Raw genomic sequence first — 16218 nt, forward strand, 5'->3', positions numbered from 1 at the left:
AACAGGGATTTGTTGCTGCACCTGCGAAGAGGACGTCGTAAAACGAAAAAGGACGGGCCAAAGCCCGTCCCCGTCTAGGTTGCAGCGCACACTCAATGTGCGAAATTATTGCGGGAGCTTGTCGTCCACGCCTTCAACGTAGAAGTTCATGCCAAGCAGCGTGCCATCATCGGACGATACGCCCGCGGCCAGCCACTCGGTGCCGTCCTGCTTGTTGATCGGGCCGGTGAACGGCTTCAGTTCACCCGATTCAATCTTCTTCTGGGTTTCTTCCGCCATCGCCTTCACGTCATCCGGCATGTTTGTGTAGGGCGCCATCGTCAGGATGCCGTCCTTCAAACCATCCCAGCTTGATGTTGTTTCCCATTTGCCATCCAGGAAGGCTTGCGTGCGCTTGATGTAGTAAGGGGCCCAGGTATCGACAATCGCCGTCAGCTGCGTTTCCGGGCCGGCCTTGATCATGTCGGACGCCTGACCGAAAGCCTTGATGCCGCGTTCGGCAGCCACCTGCATCGGCGCGGTGGTATCGGTGTGCTGGGTCAGGATATCGACGCCCTGGTCGATCAGTGCCTTTGCAGCATCGGCTTCCTTGCCGGGGTCGAACCAGGTGTTGGCCCATACGACCTTGATCTTGAAATCCGGATTGACCGAACGCGCACCGAGCAGGAAGGCGTTGATGCCCTGCACGACTTCCGGGATCGGGAAGGACGCGATGTAGCCTGCCACACCCTTGGTCGACATCTTGCCAGCGATCTGACCGGAGATGTAGCGACCCTCGTAGAAGCGGCTGTTGTAAGTCGCGACGTTCGGAGCGGCCTTGTAGCCGGTCGCATGCTCGAATTTCACATCCGGGAACTTTGCCGCAACCTTGACCGTCTGGTCCATGAAGCCGAAGGACGTCGTGAAGATGAGGCCGCAGCCGGAGCGGGCGAGACGCTCGATGGCGCGTTCTGCATCCGGACCTTCCGGAACGTTTTCGAGGAACTGCGTCTCGATCTTGTCGGCGAGTGCTGTTTCCAGTTCCTGGCGGCCGATATCATGGGCCTGGGTCCAGCCACCGTCGGTTTTCGAGCCAACATAAACGAAGCAGACCTTGGCCTTTTCCTGGGCGCTGGCCTGGGCGGAAAAGCCGAGGACGGCTGCCGTGGTTGCGAGAGCAAAAATAATTTTCTTCATAGTGACCCCTGTCGGTTTGAGAAATAGACCCGTCGATTGTTCTTGTGGTTCATCGATCCGGCACGAACGGCTTGCCGAGTGACGCCGGCGTATTGATCAATGTCGTCCGCCGGTTATGCGATATCAGAATGAGGACGACAACCGTCGCCAGGTAGGGAAGAGCCGAAAGGACCTGGGACGGAATTCCGATGCCGAACGCCTGCGCATGCAGCTGGCTGATGGATACTGCTCCGAAAAGATAGCCGCCTGCAACCAGGCGCCACGGCCGCCAGGAGGCGAAAACGACCAGCGCAAGCGCAATCCAGCCACGCCCGGCCGACATGTTTTCCACCCATTGCGGCGTATAGACGAGCGACAACTGGGCACCGGCAAGCCCTGCACAGGCGCCGCCGAACATCACCGCCAGATAGCGCGTGCGGATGACGTTGATGCCAAGCGCATGGGCCGACGCATGGCTGTCCCCGACAGAGCGCAGCCGAAGCCCGGCACGGCTTTTGAACAGGAACCAGTTCACGCCGACGACCAAGGCAATCGACAGGTAGAAGATGATGTCCTGCCGGAAAAGCAGCGACCCTATGTAAGGCAGGTCTGACAGAAGGGGAATGGCGATCGGCTGCAGCTTGATGCCGGACATACCCACGAAACCTTCGCCGATCATGCCGGAAACGCCAAGACCGAGAATGGTCAGCGCCAGCCCCGTCGCCACCTGATTGGCAACAAGCGTCAGTGTCAGGAAGCCGAACAGCAGCGAAAAGAGGGCGCCCGACGCGATGCCGGCGAGAATACCGATGTAGGGCGATCCACTCATTTGCGTTGCCGCGAAGGCGCAGACCGCGCCCATGATCATCATGCCCTCGACACCGAGATTGAGCACACCGGATCGTTCCGTCACCAGTTCCCCAAGGGCGGCGAGCACCAGCGGTGTCGATGCGGTAATGATTGTGAGGAGGATTGCTTCGACGATGCTCATCAGTGGCCACCATCTACGGCCGTGCCGCCCAGCTTCGACCAGATGACACGGATCTTGTAGTGTATGAGCGTATCGCAGGACAGAACGAAGAACAGCAGCAGCCCCTGAAAGACACGGGTGACTTTTTCCGAGACGCCGATCGACAGCTGTGCCGCTTCGCCTCCGAGATAGGTCAAGGCAAGCACCAGACCGGCGGCAATGATGCCCAGCGGATTGAGCCGCCCGAGAAACGCGACGATGATCGCGGTAAACCCGTAGCCCGGCGAAATGACCGGCCGCAACTGCTGGATGGCACCAGAGACCTCCGCAATCCCGGCCAGTCCGGCACAGGCACCTGACAGCATCATCGAAAACCAGATCATCTTGCGCGAGGAAAAGCCGGCAAACCGCCCTGCCCGTTCCGACTGGCCAAGCACTGATATCTCCAGTCCCTTCAGCGTATAGCGCATCATGAACCAGACCAGGATCGCGGCGAGGATCGCGAAGACGAACCCCCAATGGGTGCGTCCCGAAGACAGCAGTTCCGGCAGGATCGCCTCTGCGGCGAATGTGCGGGTTTCCGGAAAATTCATGCCGTCCGGATTGCGCCAGGGACCGCGCACCAGCCAGTCAAGAAACAGTTGCGCCACATAGACAAGCATGAGGCTCGTCAGGATCTCATTGGTATTCAGATGCGCCTTGAGGAACGCAGGAATGCCGGCATAGAGCGCCCCGCCAAGCATGCCCATCAGCAGCATCAGCGGCAGCACCAGCGGCGAGTGCCATTCGTAGAAGACGACGGGCAGGATCGACCCGGCGATCGCGCCCATGATGAACTGGCCCTCGGCGCCGATGTTCCAGTTGTTGGAGCGATAACAGACCGACAAGCCGACGGCGATCAGGATCAGTGGTGCCGCCTTGATCGCCAGTTCGTGCAGCGACCAGACCTCAAGCAGCGGCTCCACGAAGAAGCTGTAAAGCGCATCCAGCGGGTTCTTGCCCAGAAGCATGAACATGATCGCCCCGGCGATAATCGTCAGAATCAGCGCGATAAAGGGTGACAGAATGGAAAACAGCGTCGAGATCTTCGGCCGTTTTTCGAGTTCAATGCGCATGGGATGTCTCCCTTGCCGCATCGGCCTGGTTGTCCATCCCGCCCATCAGGAGACCGATTTTTTCGCGCGACAGCGTTGCTGCCGGATAGGCCTCGGAGAGCCGCCCTTCACTGATGACGGCGATCTCCGTCGCCACCTCGAAGATTTCATCGAGATCCTGGCTGATGACAAGAACGGCAGAACCCGATTTCGCCAGGTCGACCAGGGACTGACGGATACGGCTCGCGGCTCCCGCATCGACACCCCAGGTCGGCTGGTTGACCACCAGCACGGTCGGTTGCCGATCAAGTTCGCGACCGACGATAAATTTCTGCAGATTGCCGCCCGAAAGCGAGCCGGCCGCCGGATTGTCGCTGCTCTTGCGGACATCCATGACCTCGGAAATGCGCTTGGCGGCGCGTTTGACGGCCTGTTGCCGGATGATACCGATAAATCCACCGCCAATGAACGCCTTCCGGTCGGACTGGCAGCGCGCCAGCACCAAATTGTCGGAAAGCGACAGAGCCGGCACAGCGGCGTGGCCGTGGCGCTCCTCAGGCACGAAGCCCGCCCCCATCAGACGGCGGGCGGTAATCCCAAGATTGCCGGCCGGTTTCTGGCGAACATGGATCGCGTCCGGATCGGGAACCGGATATTCGCCCGAAAGCGCATCGAACAATTCCCCCTGCCCATTTCCGGCAACGCCTGCGATGGCCAGCACTTCACCGGCGCGAACCTTGAGGCAGACATCCTTCAGCGAAACAGCAAACGGCGTGCGCGCAGCCGCGGTCAGATGTCGGACTTCGAGTTGAACGTCACCCTTGAGGTCTGTTCCCGCGGCACTGACATGGGCGACGTCGCTGCCAACCATCATGCGCGCGAGAGATGCCGGCGTTTCCAGCCGCGGATCGCAGGCTCCGGTCACCTTGCCGTGACGCAGAACGGTGGCGCGGTCGCAGATGCGCTGCACTTCTTCCAATCTGTGGCTGATGTAGAGAACGGAGCGGCCTTCGGCCTTCAGCTTGGCCAGCGTCTCGAACAGCCGATCAGCCTCCTGGGGCGTCAGAACTGACGTCGGCTCGTCGAGAATAATCAGTTTCGGATTCTGCAAAAGCGCCCGGACGATTTCGATTCGCTGGCGCTCGCCAACCGACAGATCGGCCACATGGGCGTTTGGATCCAGCGGCAGACCGTAACTGACCGACAGTCGCTTCGCTTCCTCGGCAATGTTGGCCAGGGACACGCCTGGATCCATGGAAAGAGCGATGTTTTCTGCAACCGTGAGCGCTTCGAACAGGCAAAAGTGCTGGAAGACCATACCGATACCGAGCTTTCGCGCAGCACTGGGGCTGGGGATCTGGACCGGTTGTCCCTGCCACAGGATCTGCCCGCTGCTCGGACTGAGAACGCCGAACAGCATTTTGACCAGCGTCGATTTGCCGGCCCCGTTCTCGCCCAGAAGCGCATGAATTTCGCCCGGGCGGATATCGAGATTGATGCCGCTACAGGCAGCGAATGTGCCGAACAGCTTCGTCAGATTGCCAACAGCCAGCAATGGCCTGTTGGCTGCTTCTCCCTCAACCGGCACGCTGCCCCTCTTTTTCTCGCTCGCCGTCTCATACCCTTTTCGGGTTTTCGATCACGGAATGAGCGCCGTCGTTCCACTCGTTTTTCTTGCTTCAAGATCCGCATGCGCCTGGGCCGCATCGGCCAGAGCATAGGTCTGGTTGACATTGATACGCACTTTGTTGCTTTGCACAATATCAAACAGCGAATTTGCACATGCCTCCAGGGCGGGGCGCGTTGCGATATAGCCGAACAGGGTCGGACGCGTCGCAAACAGCGAGCCTTTCTGGGCCAGCACACCAATGTTGAAGGCGTCGACCGGGCCGGACGAGTTGCCGAAGCTGACCCAGAGACCACGCGGCTTGATGCAGTCGAGCGAGGCCGGATAGGTGTCGCGACCGACCGAATCATAGACCACATCGACGCCCTTGCCGCTGGTGATCTCCTTGACCTGGCTGACAAAATTGTCGGTCCTGTAGTTGATGACATGGTCGTAGCCATGGGCCAGCGCCAAATCGATCTTGTCCTGCGATCCGGCCGTGCCGATCACGGTTGCGCCCAACGCCTTGGCCCACTGGCCGGCAATCAGCCCAACACCGCCGGCAGCAGCGTGGAAGAGGAGGGTCGTTTCCGGACCAACCTTGAATGTCTGGTTGAGGAGATATTGCGCCGTCATGCCCTTCAGCATCATGGCGCCCGCCGTCTCCAGCGGAATGCCGTCCGGCACCTTGACCAGATGGGCAATTTCGATGTTGCGCTCGCTGGCATAGGCGCCGTCCGCAGACGCATAGGCGACACGGTCACCAACAACAAAACGGCTGACATTGTCGCCAACGGCAGTCACGACACCGGCGCCTTCCTTGCCCGGAATGAAGGGCAGACCTTCGGCAGACTTATAAAGACCGGTGCGGAAATAGACGTCGATGAAATTGAGACCGATCGCCGCCTGGCGAATCTGCACCTCGCCCGGTCCGGGCGGCTGAAGCGTGATGCCTTCCATCTTCAGAACGTCCGGCCCACCCAGAGCCCTCACCACGATTGCCTGTGCCATCGATCGATCTCCTCATCCACGTCCGATTTTCGGGAAAACCTGCAATACAAATCCGATCCCGTACAGATAAAGCCCGGTGCCCACGACGCCGGCCACCACCCAAGCCGGCGTATCGAAATGCAGCAGCAGCGCATAGACGCTGAGCACCGACCACGCGGCAAACACCGCCAGATTGAGCGGACGCAAGCGCCGGACCCTGACAGGATGCAGGAAATTGATCGGCATGAACGTCAGCAGCACCGACACGAAGACCACCACCGATGCGGTAATTTCGCTGGCGTCGATGACGAACAGGGTGAACACCACCATGTTCCAGACCACGGGAAAGCCGGAAAAGAAATAGTCGTCTGTCTTCATGCCCATGTCGGCATAGTAGATGGCGCTCGACACGACGATCGCGCCAGCCGCCAGGAACGACCAGGGCTCGCCGATCATGCCACTCTGATAGAGCGCGAAGGCCGGCAACAGCACATAGGTGACATAGTCGATGACATTGTCCAGCGTATCGCCGGACCAGTTCGGCAGAACCTCCTTGACCCGGACCTTGCGGGCGATCGGGCCGTCAATGCCATCGACGGCAAGCGCCAGGCCAAGCCACCAGAACATATCGACAAAACGGTGTTCGGCAGCAGCCACGACGCCGAGGAATGCGAGAAAAGAGCCGGATGCCGTCAGGATATGCACGGAGAACGCACGGATTTCCGCGTAAGGCACGCGCTTGTAATTGAAAAACTTCATCGGCAGACGCTACCTGTCCCTAAACTTGCGCTTCCTGACCTTGCGCATTGCCGCCAACATGACAGGCGCGATCCGGCCCTTGCATGCTCGCTTTTCCCCCGCTTTCGGCTCGCGCGGTGTTGCGCGTAATATGCACCCTTTGCCGAAAGCTGCCAGCAAAATCCATGCCGCACGGCGATGCGCCGGCAATCGCTTGTGGACGCAGCAATCGGCATGCGCTGATTCAGCCCATTTCTTTCGGATGCCTGCAGCGCTAGACATAGGCGATCGCGGTGCCGCTGGCATGGCTGGCGGCGGCAAAGACACGGGCGGAGTGAATGCACTCCAAGACACTGGAAAGGCAGATTGTCATGGACCATCACGATATTGCTGTCATCGGCGCGGGCCTTGCCGGCGGGCTTTGCGCGCTTGCACTTGCGGATGAAGGTTATCGCGTGGCGCTCGTCGCTCCGGCATCCAAGAGCAGCGATGGCCGCACGACGGCCCTGATGGACCAGTCGATCGCGCTCGTCGAACGGCTGGGCCTCTGGCCCTCCGTCGCACCGCTGTCGGCGGCCCTCGCCTCGATGCGAATCGTCGATGGCACCAGCCGGCTGCTGCGTGCGCCGACAGTAACCTTCCATGCCGCCGAGGTCGGCCTTGATGCCTTCGGTTTCAACATCCCGAATGCACCGTTCCTGGCGCTGGTCGAGGCTGCCGTGCTTGCCCATGCGCGGATCATCCGGATCGAGAAATCCTTTGCGGATCTGACCGTCGATGACACTGCAAGCGTGGTTGTTCTGGATGACGGAAGTGCGCTGACGGCGAGCCTCGTTGTCGGTGCCGATGGACGAGGTTCCGCCGTGCGCGAGGCGGCGCGCATCGATGTGCATCGCTGGTCCTATCCGCAGGCCGCCGTCGTCCTCAATTTTGCTCATCAGCTGCCGCACCGCAATATTTCGACGGAATTTCACACCGAGGATGGTCCGTTCACCCAAGTTCCCCTGCCCGGCAACCGCTCGAGCCTCGTCTGGGTGCGCAAACCCGAGGCTGCAGCCGAAACCGCAGCGCTGTCGCTGGAAGCCCTGTCGTTCGCCGTCGAGCAGCGCATGCAATCGATGCTCGGCAGGATCACCATCGATACCGCGCCACAGACATTTCCGCTGTCGGGCATGATCGCAAACCGCTTCGGCAAGGGGCGCACGGTGTTGATCGGTGAAGCCGCCCACGCCTTTCCGCCGATCGGCGCGCAGGGGCTCAATCTCAGCCTGCGCGACATTACCGGTCTGGTTGCACTGCTGGGTCCGGCTGCGGAGAGTGCCATACCCTCTGATATCGGCGATCGCCATGACCGAGCCCGGCGGCCCGACATTCTCAGCCGGACGGCGAGCGTCGATCTTCTCAATCGCTCGCTGCTCTCGGCTTTCCTGCCGGTGCAGATGCTGCGCGCCGCCGGCCTGCAGGTGCTCTCGAGCGCTGCACCACTGCGCAACCTGATGATGCGCGAGGGCATTTCGCCCGGCAGCGCCCTGCAGTCTCTGCGCCGCACTTTAAGGGAAAAGATCGGCCGGCAGCAGGCCTGCCCCCATCAGATAGAGCAGAAGCGTCACCGAGGCGACGGACAGCATCGTGGTGATGAGGATCGTGGCGGACGCCCGCTCCTGCCAGACGCCGTATTGCTGGCCGATGACGAAGACATTGGTGGCTGTCGGGAGTGCAGCCAGCAGCACCGCCGTCTTGATCCAGACGGGATCGAAATTGCCGACGAAGCTCAGCACAAGATACATCAGAACCGGATGCAGCAGGAGCTTGGCCGGAACGATATAGAAGATCTCGGCCGGGACGCGCTTCAGCGGGCGCAGTGCCAGCGTCACGCCCATGGCAAACAGCGCGCACGGGGCTGCGGCCTGCGCCAGGTAGTCGATCAAACGCTGCGCCGGTAAAGGCGGCTGGACCGCAAAATAGGCGCCGATAACGCCGGCCAGCGTCGAGAGGATGAACGGATGCAGGACGATCTTTCGGGCGATCTGGAGAGCAAGAGCCCCCGGAGCGCCCTTTTCGCCGCCGGCAAGCGCCATCATCGCCGGTGCGACGATGAAATGCAGGACATTTTCAAAGCAGAAGATCAGTGCCACCGGCACGGCGGCCGGCTCACCCAGGGCCAGCAAGGCGAGCCCCGGCCCCATATAGCCGATATTGCCATAGGCGCCCGCCAGTCCCTGCACAGTTGATTCGGCAAGCGAGTTGCGGCGCAGAAAACGCCCGGCGCAGAAGACCAGCCCGAAAACCAGATAGGTCGTGCAGACTGAACTCAAGACGAAGTCGAATCGTGCCAGCTGTTCGAACGGCGTGGTCGAGACCAGCTTGAAGAACAATGCGGGCAGAGCGAGATAGATGATGAACGTGTTGAGCCAGCCCATCGCGTCCGCCGGCTGGCGCACGAGGCGCGCCGTCAGGTAGCCGAGGAAAATCAGGCCGAAGAACGGCAGCACCAAACCGGAAATTTCAGCCATGTCGGACACTTCCCTTTACGGTTCTGCCCTTTACGGTTCTGGCCATCGACAGACAGGTCCGCAAAAATCTTAAAACATGGCGGTGCTTAACCGATTTTCATCAGGATGGGAAAGGTTTGCTGGAACCAGATGGCAACCGTGGTGGTGAAGCCGAAGACGAAGGCGAGGCCAGCCAGCACCAGCAGGCCACCCATCAGCTTTTCCATCAGGCCGAGATGCCGACGGAAGCGCGACAGGAAGCCCATGAAGGCCCCGGAAAAGCCGGCGGCAATCCAGAAGGGTACGGCGAGGCCGAGCGAATAGACGGCCAGCAGGAGCGCGCCATCGCTGACCGTTTCACGGGCGGCGGCCACGCCGAGGATGGTTCCGAGCACCGGGCCGATGCAGGGCGTCCAGCCAAAGGCGAAAGCGAGGCCCATGATATAGGCGCCCGACAGCGTCGCCGGCTTGCCGCTACCCTGGAAGCGGGCCTCGCGGCCGAGAAGGCCTATTCGTAAAAGGCCGAGGAAATGCAGGCCCATGATGATGATGATGACACCGCCGACGCGCGACAGAATATCGATATGCTGGCGCAGCATCAGGCCGACCGTCGATGCTCCGGCGCCGAGCGCCACGAACACGGTGGCAAAACCCAGCGTGAAGAAGAAGGAGGCGCCGAAAACGGCACGCCGCGTCTGCGCGGTCGCCACAGCCGCGCCGTTGCCGCGGAACTGATCGACCGAAATACCGGCCATGTAGCAGAGATAGGGCGGCACCAGCGGCAGGACGCAAGGCGACAGAAAAGACAGGGCACCGGCAACAAGGGCGGTCCAGATGGAAATATCGGCGATCGACACCTTGTCAACAACTCCAGCGGCAATGGTTCAGCGCTCTCTTAGCGCCATTGCCCGGCACGAGCCAATCACCTTTCGGAGATTATCGGCGCAACCGCCTAATCTGTCGCACCCGCACTTTTTTGGGTTGACCTTGATAAGTTCGCTGTGCATATGTCCGCCCACTTCCGCCAGACACACAAAGTCGCGGCGTTGGGAGCGCGTAGCTCAGCTGGTAGAGCAACGGACTTTTAATCTGTAGGTCCAGGGTTCGAATCCCTGCGCGCTCACCAAAATTCCCAGTCATCACAAACGCTTCGGTTCTTTCAATCGGAACCGGTTCGTTCATCGTCACGACCCTTTCCGCTGCCGCCGTGCTGCCTATACGCTTCCCAATTCAGGGACATCGACGGCAGGATCGAAACCCATTCCAGAAACAGCCTTGCGCACCTTCAGCGGGCTCTCGCCATAATGCTGCTTGAAGGCGCGGGAGAAGGTGGAGAGGCTTTCAAAGCCGGCCCTCAGCGCAATGTCACGCATGGAAAGCCGCGTATCGCGCACCAGCCGGTGGGCCGCCTGCAGGCGCAGACGCAGGTAATAGACGCCGGGGCTGATGCCGAGCACGCGGGCGAAGAGCGTTTCCAGCTTGCGCTGCGACAAGCCGAGCCGAACAGACAGGGCCGCCACGGAAAGCGGCCTGTCCAGCGTGCGCTCCATCAGCCGGATGGCGGCGGCGATTTCCGGATCCATCGCCTCGATGCGGCCAAGCGAGACCAGCGGCTGCGCGTCAGTCGCTGCATGCATCTCGTCATAGACGAAGATGCTGGCGACATCGAGCGCCACGGCCGAGCCGAAACGCTGGCGGATCAGATGCAGCATCATATCGAAGGTCGGCGATGCGCCGCCGGAGGTCCAGAACTTGCCATCGATAACGAACCGGTCGGCGCGCACGGCAATATCCGGAAAGGCCTGGGCAAAATCCTCCAGTTCCTCCCAGTGGGCCGCGGCAGACCGGCCATTGACGAGGCCCGAGCGGGCCAGCAGCCAGCAGCCTGATTCGATGCCCGCAATGACGCCGAAATGGCCGGCCGCCGCCTGCAGGCTGGCAATGAAGCGCCGCCCGGCATGTCGCTCGAGATTGAAACCGCCGATGATCAGCAGCACATCGCCCTGCTCCTTTGCGCTGAACCGGCCATCAACGGCGATGCTGACACCGCAGGTCAGGAGAACCGGCGTGCCATCCGGAGAAACAATGCGCCAGCGAAACAGCGTACCGCCGGAGACGCGATTGGCAGCCCGCATCGGATCCAGCACGGAGGCCAGCGACATAATGGAGGATTCGGGCAGCACCACGAGCACGATCTCGACCGGCTCGTCCGAAGATTGTTTCACACGCATTCGCAAAATGTCAAATTATATGCGGGCATTGTCAAATCGAAACGCATTGTTCGGGCATGATGACCGGGTTAGGACCTCCTGTTGCAAGCCGCCCTGGCTTGTTGAAATTCGGAAATTCCCCTGTCCGATCTTCTTTTTACCGGAGCGGGCCGGGCGGCAGACATGCCGCTCTGGCCCGATTTTTTTGCGTTATCGGTCCGGCAGATCATTGTGCAGCGCCAGCGAGACTGACAGCGTCGCCGGCAGCGGGTTCCACCAGCCCGTGGCAAGGCCGGCTTGGCGCAACGCGGCCGACGTCCAGGTGTTGCAGCCGAGAAGCGCGTTGAAGCGACCGTTTGCCTCGTAGAAGATATCGTTTTGCCCATAGGCCGCGCCAGGTATGGCGACGGGCATGTCGCCTTGCTTCGCAAAGCTCGCCTCGATGAACTGTAGAAGACGCTGATAGCCGGCATTGTCCATGGCGAGCGGCGTCACGGCCGGATGCGCCCGATCAATGCCGCCCGCCCGCTCGATGTGCATCACCGACCGGTCCACGGTCAACGCCTTCAGAACAGGCAAGGGTTTCAGCTGCGACCATTCCGGCGTCTCGATATAGAAGGCGCGCCCGCCCCAGCCGAACACCAGATAGCGGACGCCCGGCTGGTCGATAGCGAGCCCGCCAGCGGAAAGAAACCCGAAGCGCAAAAGCAAGTCCGGATCGACGGGAATGGCGATGTCGGTGTGGATCGCATTGCTCAGCAGAAGAATTTCGCGCTTCGGGGCCGCATCCGGCGATCGACTATCCGTCCATGGCGGTCGCGGAACCACGGTTCCGGCGATCAACGCGGTCACCGACATCAGGACGACGAGGCCGACCCCGCGCAATAGCCGCTTCATCATGACGGAGGTTCCCGCACTTTCCGTTGTGATTACGTGGTCTTGGTTTGTCCATTTATGAATTCGAACCATTGAAAAAGCTAGATAATTTTCAGGGCTTACAAAAAGCTGCGGACTTCTGGTGGTATTTGATTTGGGCACATCTGGCGACTCGGCATGAAAAAACCCGCCGGAGCGGGTTCTGATATCAGGAATTAAAGGCTTCGTCAGACCTTGAAACCCACTTGGGCAAGGGCAGACCTTCTGTAGAAGCGGGCGATGAAACCCTCCGGTTCAAAGATCGGAAAGACTCCGAGTTTCTCGAGGTCGGCCTTGATCAGGGCCCTATAGCCATTCCTGGATTTCGCGATCCCCGACAAAGAGACATGCGCCGTCTCGAACTCCGAAACGGATTGTCGCTCGACAAGTTTTACAGTTCTTCCCGTCTCCCGATGGAGGCTTCGCATACGCAGATAGCCGCGCGCAATCAGCTCGGCCACCGTCGCGGTGGTCGTCCCGAGAGCCCGTTCTACCTCCTTGACGCGCATCCAATCCTCGTCGCCGCCAGCTTCCGGACTGACATCTAGATTCAATCCGTCTGGTCTTACGCGTAAGCGACAAAAGACTGGTTCATCGCCTACCAGTAGATAAGCCTTGAGCGCCCCGGCAAAAATCATGGCGACCACCTTGTGGAATGGTCGCCTCCACAAGCGAGCGGCAGCGCCCGGCGAAATCAACGATTCATCAGTCTCAACCGTGGTCACGATGTTGGCAAGTTTGCGCTCAATTTCGTTCACGGTGGCCCTGCGGATACGTGCGTAGGCCCGCGTTCCGTCAGAACGTTTTTCGACCACCTCGATGATCCCTGCATCGATAAGGTCCCACATCCTCGGGTTACTCAGTCCCAGAGCGTTGCCAGCCTCCTTGCCTGTGAAAGTTACCGAGGCCGCCTGCAGGATAGGTCTGGCGGCCACCGCATCGAAGTAGGTCTGAGCATCTGGAAAGCCTGATCGGAAGCCTGGCAGTGCCGCCATCAGGGTTCTAATCCTCTCCTTGTGCAGGCCGAACTCCGCGTGAGCGGAATTGACGCAATACAGGTGACGAGACATGACGGGTTTGAGGATGGTCTGGCCAGGGCCAAACGGCATGTTGCGCTCTAGAATGTCCTGCACGAGGTCCACGACTGGCCGGTAGGCATCCTTCGAGATGTTGCGGCGTAGCCAACGGATCATCTTTCCCAATAGCCCTCCCGCGTATTTAGTTCTCGGGTGTTCGCGTTTAATTACCTCCGCGATCACGTTGCGGATTGAATTCTCGCCTTCATTTGCGACCCTGAACCCCCGTTCGCCCGGAGCTGTCCCTGCAGGCAGACGGTCTCCAACATCATGGAGAACCAGAAATTCACCGAGATAGCGTGAAAATTCCGCCGCCACATGGGCCTCGACTCCATCAAGGAACGATGCCCCGCTCGACCCGAAGACACGATCGACCAGATAGCGGTCCAGCATCGGCTGTGACCTTGGGACTGCGACCAAAGCCTCTGCCCGAATGAACTCCATGTTATCCGTGACGAACTGCGAGAAATCGTACGGATCGCCATCAACGGACATCGCCACTTCAGTTAGTTTCCGATCATGGATATGACACCCTTCAATGCCGCGTACCGACCACCAGGCACGATAGAAGGCACGCGATACAACCCGCCCCGTTCCACGTTCTTGGTCGTCAAGAACGCAGTCAGGGCAAAACCGAACCAAGCGCGCAGAACGCATGTCCTTGTTGAAGGTCGCCCTGCCGAGACACCAGGGCATTCCGGCACCGCCAGCTTCGGAGGCAAGCGCACCGAGACTGTCAGCGGGAACGCCCGACCATTCACTGACAAAAGACAAAGCGGCCGCCTCACCACGTACGATCGCACTGGCAGTCGTTTCTGTATGGGCAAGGAACTTTCGCAGTGACGGAAATCCGTTCGCTGCGGCAAGCCTCCCTACGAAGCAAATCGGTGCCTCCTCTGCATGGTATTCAAGCTTAACAGCGAGTGCCATCAGTTGACTCCTTCCAGGTCGGCCAAAGCGTTGGCGGGGTTGATCTCGCTCCATCGTGCGGACGAAAAGACATTGTCTGACGGCAGGCAACCTGAATGAGCCTGGTAGACATGCACGAAAGCGCGCCGGTCCAGTTCGGCTCCGGCTTTCTTCATCACCAAAATACATGCCGCCTGGACCGTCTCGATGATCTTGCCGTACGAGCCTGCGTTCGCATGGCAAAGCCTGCAAAGAAAATCGTCGGTGTCGAGTTCGGCGGTGACACGCAGTCCGCATCTCTCGATGGCAGTCTCTTTGATAACTCGTTGGATAATTGCCTTGTCTTCCGGAAGGCCGACCGGAATGAAGCGGATGACGAGAGATCTGTTGGCCAACTGCTGATCGCCTTTAAGCAGATTCGCCAGTTCAGGCACACCTGAATAGATCGTATGCAACGGCCAGTCATCGATCTGCATCAGGCTTTTGAGACGATCCTGAACGTCATGAATCAGGTCTTTGCGCGTGTGATGTAGGAGATGCTGTGCTTCATCGACATGAAGATAGACGATTCCCCGTTCCCGCAACTGCATCCTGACGGTGGCGTACAGTTCACCCTCGGTCATCTTGGATTTCGACGGTACGCCGATGGCATCGAGGATCGCCCGTGCAAAGTCTTTCGACGTACAGGGTTTCGGTGCCTCAATGCTAAGAAGAGGTCGTACCGTCTCTCCAAACTCGTTCTCATACGATTGCAACTCGGGGACAAGACTGAAGTGATGCTTCAATGCCCACGACTTTCCGCTTCTTGAATCCCCGATGAGGAACAGCGCCCGACGGGCTGATCCAAAGCCCTCGCGGCAGGCTTCGACGTTCTCAACGAGGTCGCGCAAAGTCGCGGCAAGCCGGGCATCGCGGGCATGGTCGATGTAGTTGAGCTTGGCATCTGCACGCATGGCCCGGAAGGACTGGAGGGAGACGACATTGGCGAGGTCGGTCATGTTCAGTACTCCTCGTAGTAGTTCACCGGGATTTCGGCAGATGGCATGATTTCGGGAGATTGCTCGATCAGGGCGGTCTTCTTTTTCTTCCTCGCATCAAGTTCACGCTCATCGTGGTAAGCGGGTACCAAACGTGAATCGGAAACCGAACCGCCACGTAGCGGATCGTCGGGAAGCGCAAACGCCTTGGTCAAAGCGGGCGTGTCTGCGGAGCGTACCGCCTGCCAAGCCCCGAAGAGCTCAGCCTCAACGATCTCGTAATGCTGAGCGTTCATATGACGTGGTGTCAGGTTTGCCCGTAGTGCCGCCGCCTCACCACTGTCCCGCATCCGGTTGATGGCGCGGTTCATCGCTGCGAGGCCGGCCTCGGCTTCCGATGCATGCTGGTTGCGGATCGTATGACGGGCCACAACCCATTCGGCCAGGGACACGTTGCCACCCAGATCGACCATGTTTTTGACGACGAACCAGCCCTCATCTCCGCGAACGGCAATGTGCTCCAGGTTTTCCGGATCGACTTTGATCTCAAATTCCATCTGGCCGTATTTCGTGCGCTGACGGTGAAGTTCATCGTTACCGAACGGAATCCCCATGAAGGGGATGCCGTATTGGCCAATGCGGCGCTTGAACTTGACCCCAAAAATATGGAGCATCTGCGCGGGGTCCTGGCTCGGAACCTCGATGTCATATTCTTGCACAGCTCTTGTCCAGGCGTTGTGCGGAGAAGCGCCGCCCAGGCCGCTGTGCGGCTTGTTGTGGTAGATATCGCAGATCGCGAAGGTGAAGAGACGGATCATCTCATCCACCTGGAGGCTAATATGGTGTTCGGGATTATAGTCACCCTTTTTGTCCACCGATCCGAACGTCTGACCTTCATAGAAAGAAGCGATAAGCGGACCGATGGAATGAAACAGACTCTCGATAAAGGGACGCGCCTTAGTGTCCGTCCGGAGACTTTGAGAATCGGCGGAATCGGTTAGCGGACTTCGGTTTGCGGGTTGTGCGCGGTTGTGATTCCTTTTGTGCTTTCGAATCACGAAAGGAAGCTGCGATGTGGACGATCGA

Annotated in this window: 13 protein-coding genes, 1 tRNA gene and 1 pseudogene; 2 read left to right on the forward strand and 13 right to left on the reverse strand. The window is 59.7% G+C overall.

Annotation, left to right across the window (positions count from 1 at the left end; genetic code table 11):
• Positions 1-105 precede the first annotated feature (105 nt).
• Genes AX760_RS04775 through pcsA form a run of 6 tightly spaced genes read right to left on the reverse strand, consistent with a single transcriptional unit; the run spans position 106 to position 6574 of the window.
• Positions 106-1176 (reverse strand): BMP family ABC transporter substrate-binding protein, encoded by a 1071-nt coding sequence (locus AX760_RS04775; RefSeq protein ID WP_071831841.1) that lies wholly within the window; start codon positions 1174-1176, stop codon positions 106-108.
• A 49-nt stretch (positions 1177-1225) separates the two neighbouring features.
• The gene (locus AX760_RS04780; protein WP_071831842.1) at positions 1226-2146 is read right to left on the reverse strand and encodes an ABC transporter permease; all 921 of its coding nucleotides are present in this window, start codon (positions 2144-2146) and stop codon (positions 1226-1228) included.
• Positions 2146-3240 (reverse strand): ABC transporter permease, encoded by a 1095-nt coding sequence (locus tag AX760_RS04785; RefSeq protein ID WP_071831843.1) that lies wholly within the window; start codon positions 3238-3240, stop codon positions 2146-2148. Before AX760_RS04785 ends, AX760_RS04780 begins: the two co-directional genes overlap by 1 nt.
• Entirely contained in the window at positions 3230-4807 is a 1578-nt protein-coding gene (locus AX760_RS04790) for an ABC transporter ATP-binding protein (RefSeq protein WP_071831844.1), read from the reverse strand. The genes AX760_RS04785 and AX760_RS04790 overlap by 11 nt, the downstream gene beginning before the upstream one ends.
• A gap of 51 nt (positions 4808-4858) precedes the next feature.
• Positions 4859-5836: a quinone oxidoreductase family protein gene (locus AX760_RS04795; RefSeq protein ID WP_071831845.1), complete on the reverse strand. Its 978-nt coding sequence runs from the start codon at positions 5834-5836 to the stop codon at positions 4859-4861.
• A 12-nt stretch (positions 5837-5848) separates the two neighbouring features.
• Complete coding sequence (pcsA, locus tag AX760_RS04800; protein ID WP_071831846.1) at positions 5849-6574, reverse strand: phosphatidylcholine synthase; 726 nt, start codon at positions 6572-6574, stop codon at positions 5849-5851.
• A gap of 350 nt (positions 6575-6924) precedes the next feature.
• Here pcsA and AX760_RS04805 point away from each other — a divergent pair.
• Positions 6925-8133, forward strand: a pseudogene (locus tag AX760_RS04805) (UbiH/UbiF family hydroxylase); the annotation flags it as partial.
• Here the strand turns inward: AX760_RS04805 and AX760_RS27570 are convergent.
• Together AX760_RS27570 and AX760_RS04815 are read right to left on the reverse strand one after the other, a co-directional pair.
• The gene (locus tag AX760_RS27570; protein WP_071831848.1) at positions 8104-9066 is read right to left on the reverse strand and encodes an AEC family transporter; all 963 of its coding nucleotides are present in this window, start codon (positions 9064-9066) and stop codon (positions 8104-8106) included. The pseudogene AX760_RS04805 and the gene AX760_RS27570 overlap by 30 nt on opposite strands.
• 86 nt (positions 9067-9152) lie before the next feature.
• Positions 9153-9902 carry a cytochrome c biogenesis CcdA family protein gene (locus AX760_RS04815; protein ID WP_071831849.1) on the reverse strand — a complete coding sequence of 250 codons (750 nt, stop codon included), beginning with the start codon at positions 9900-9902 and terminating at the stop codon, positions 9153-9155.
• A 193-nt stretch (positions 9903-10095) separates the two neighbouring features.
• On the opposite strand from AX760_RS04815, the gene AX760_RS04820 reads away from it, so the two are divergent.
• Positions 10096-10171 (forward strand) — tRNA-Lys (locus tag AX760_RS04820).
• Positions 10172-10259: 88 nt separating this feature from the next.
• Here AX760_RS04820 and AX760_RS04825 read toward each other — a convergent pair.
• The 5 genes from AX760_RS04825 to AX760_RS04845 all read right to left on the reverse strand — a co-directional run.
• Positions 10260-11276: a GlxA family transcriptional regulator gene (locus AX760_RS04825; protein ID WP_087149166.1), complete on the reverse strand. Its 1017-nt coding sequence runs from the start codon at positions 11274-11276 to the stop codon at positions 10260-10262.
• Between the two features lie 189 nt (positions 11277-11465).
• Positions 11466-12155, reverse strand: coding sequence for a TIGR02117 family protein (locus tag AX760_RS04830; protein WP_342587483.1), 690 nt, complete (start codon positions 12153-12155; stop codon positions 11466-11468).
• A 203-nt stretch (positions 12156-12358) separates the two neighbouring features.
• On the reverse strand, positions 12359-14176 hold the full coding sequence (locus AX760_RS04835) for a TniQ family protein (protein WP_071831851.1): 1818 nt from the start codon (positions 14174-14176) through the stop codon (positions 12359-12361).
• Positions 14176-15153 (reverse strand): TniB family NTP-binding protein, encoded by a 978-nt coding sequence (locus AX760_RS04840; protein ID WP_071831852.1) that lies wholly within the window; start codon positions 15151-15153, stop codon positions 14176-14178. The genes AX760_RS04835 and AX760_RS04840 overlap by 1 nt, the downstream gene beginning before the upstream one ends.
• Before the next feature lie 2 nt (positions 15154-15155).
• Positions 15156-16218 (reverse strand): Mu transposase C-terminal domain-containing protein (locus tag AX760_RS04845; protein WP_245294929.1); only part of this gene is annotated, 1063 nt, incomplete at its 5' end.

This window comes from Pararhizobium antarcticum, from assembly GCF_001885585.1.
Taxonomy (GTDB): domain Bacteria; phylum Pseudomonadota; class Alphaproteobacteria; order Rhizobiales; family Rhizobiaceae; genus Pararhizobium; species Pararhizobium antarcticum.

Excerpts from the sequence above, each read along its gene's own strand:
- AX760_RS04775 (WP_071831841.1), bottom strand. The coding sequence starts at position 1,176 with ATGAAGAAAATTATTTTTGCTCTCGCAACCACGGCAGCCGTCCTCGGC.
- AX760_RS04780 (WP_071831842.1), bottom strand. The coding sequence starts at position 2,146 with ATGAGCATCGTCGAAGCAATCCTCCTCACAATCATTACCGCATCGACA.
- AX760_RS04785 (WP_071831843.1), bottom strand. The coding sequence starts at position 3,240 with ATGCGCATTGAACTCGAAAAACGGCCGAAGATCTCGACGCTGTTTTCC.
- AX760_RS04795 (WP_071831845.1), bottom strand. The coding sequence starts at position 5,836 with ATGGCACAGGCAATCGTGGTGAGGGCTCTGGGTGGGCCGGACGTTCTG.
- pcsA (WP_071831846.1), bottom strand. The coding sequence starts at position 6,574 with ATGAAGTTTTTCAATTACAAGCGCGTGCCTTACGCGGAAATCCGTGCG.
- AX760_RS27570 (WP_071831848.1), bottom strand. The coding sequence starts at position 9,066 with ATGGCTGAAATTTCCGGTTTGGTGCTGCCGTTCTTCGGCCTGATTTTC.
- AX760_RS04825 (WP_087149166.1), bottom strand. The coding sequence starts at position 11,276 with ATGCGTGTGAAACAATCTTCGGACGAGCCGGTCGAGATCGTGCTCGTG.
- AX760_RS04830 (WP_342587483.1), bottom strand. The coding sequence starts at position 12,155 with ATGATGAAGCGGCTATTGCGCGGGGTCGGCCTCGTCGTCCTGATGTCG.
- AX760_RS04835 (WP_071831851.1), bottom strand. The coding sequence starts at position 14,176 with ATGGCACTCGCTGTTAAGCTTGAATACCATGCAGAGGAGGCACCGATT.
- AX760_RS04840 (WP_071831852.1), bottom strand. The coding sequence starts at position 15,153 with ATGACCGACCTCGCCAATGTCGTCTCCCTCCAGTCCTTCCGGGCCATG.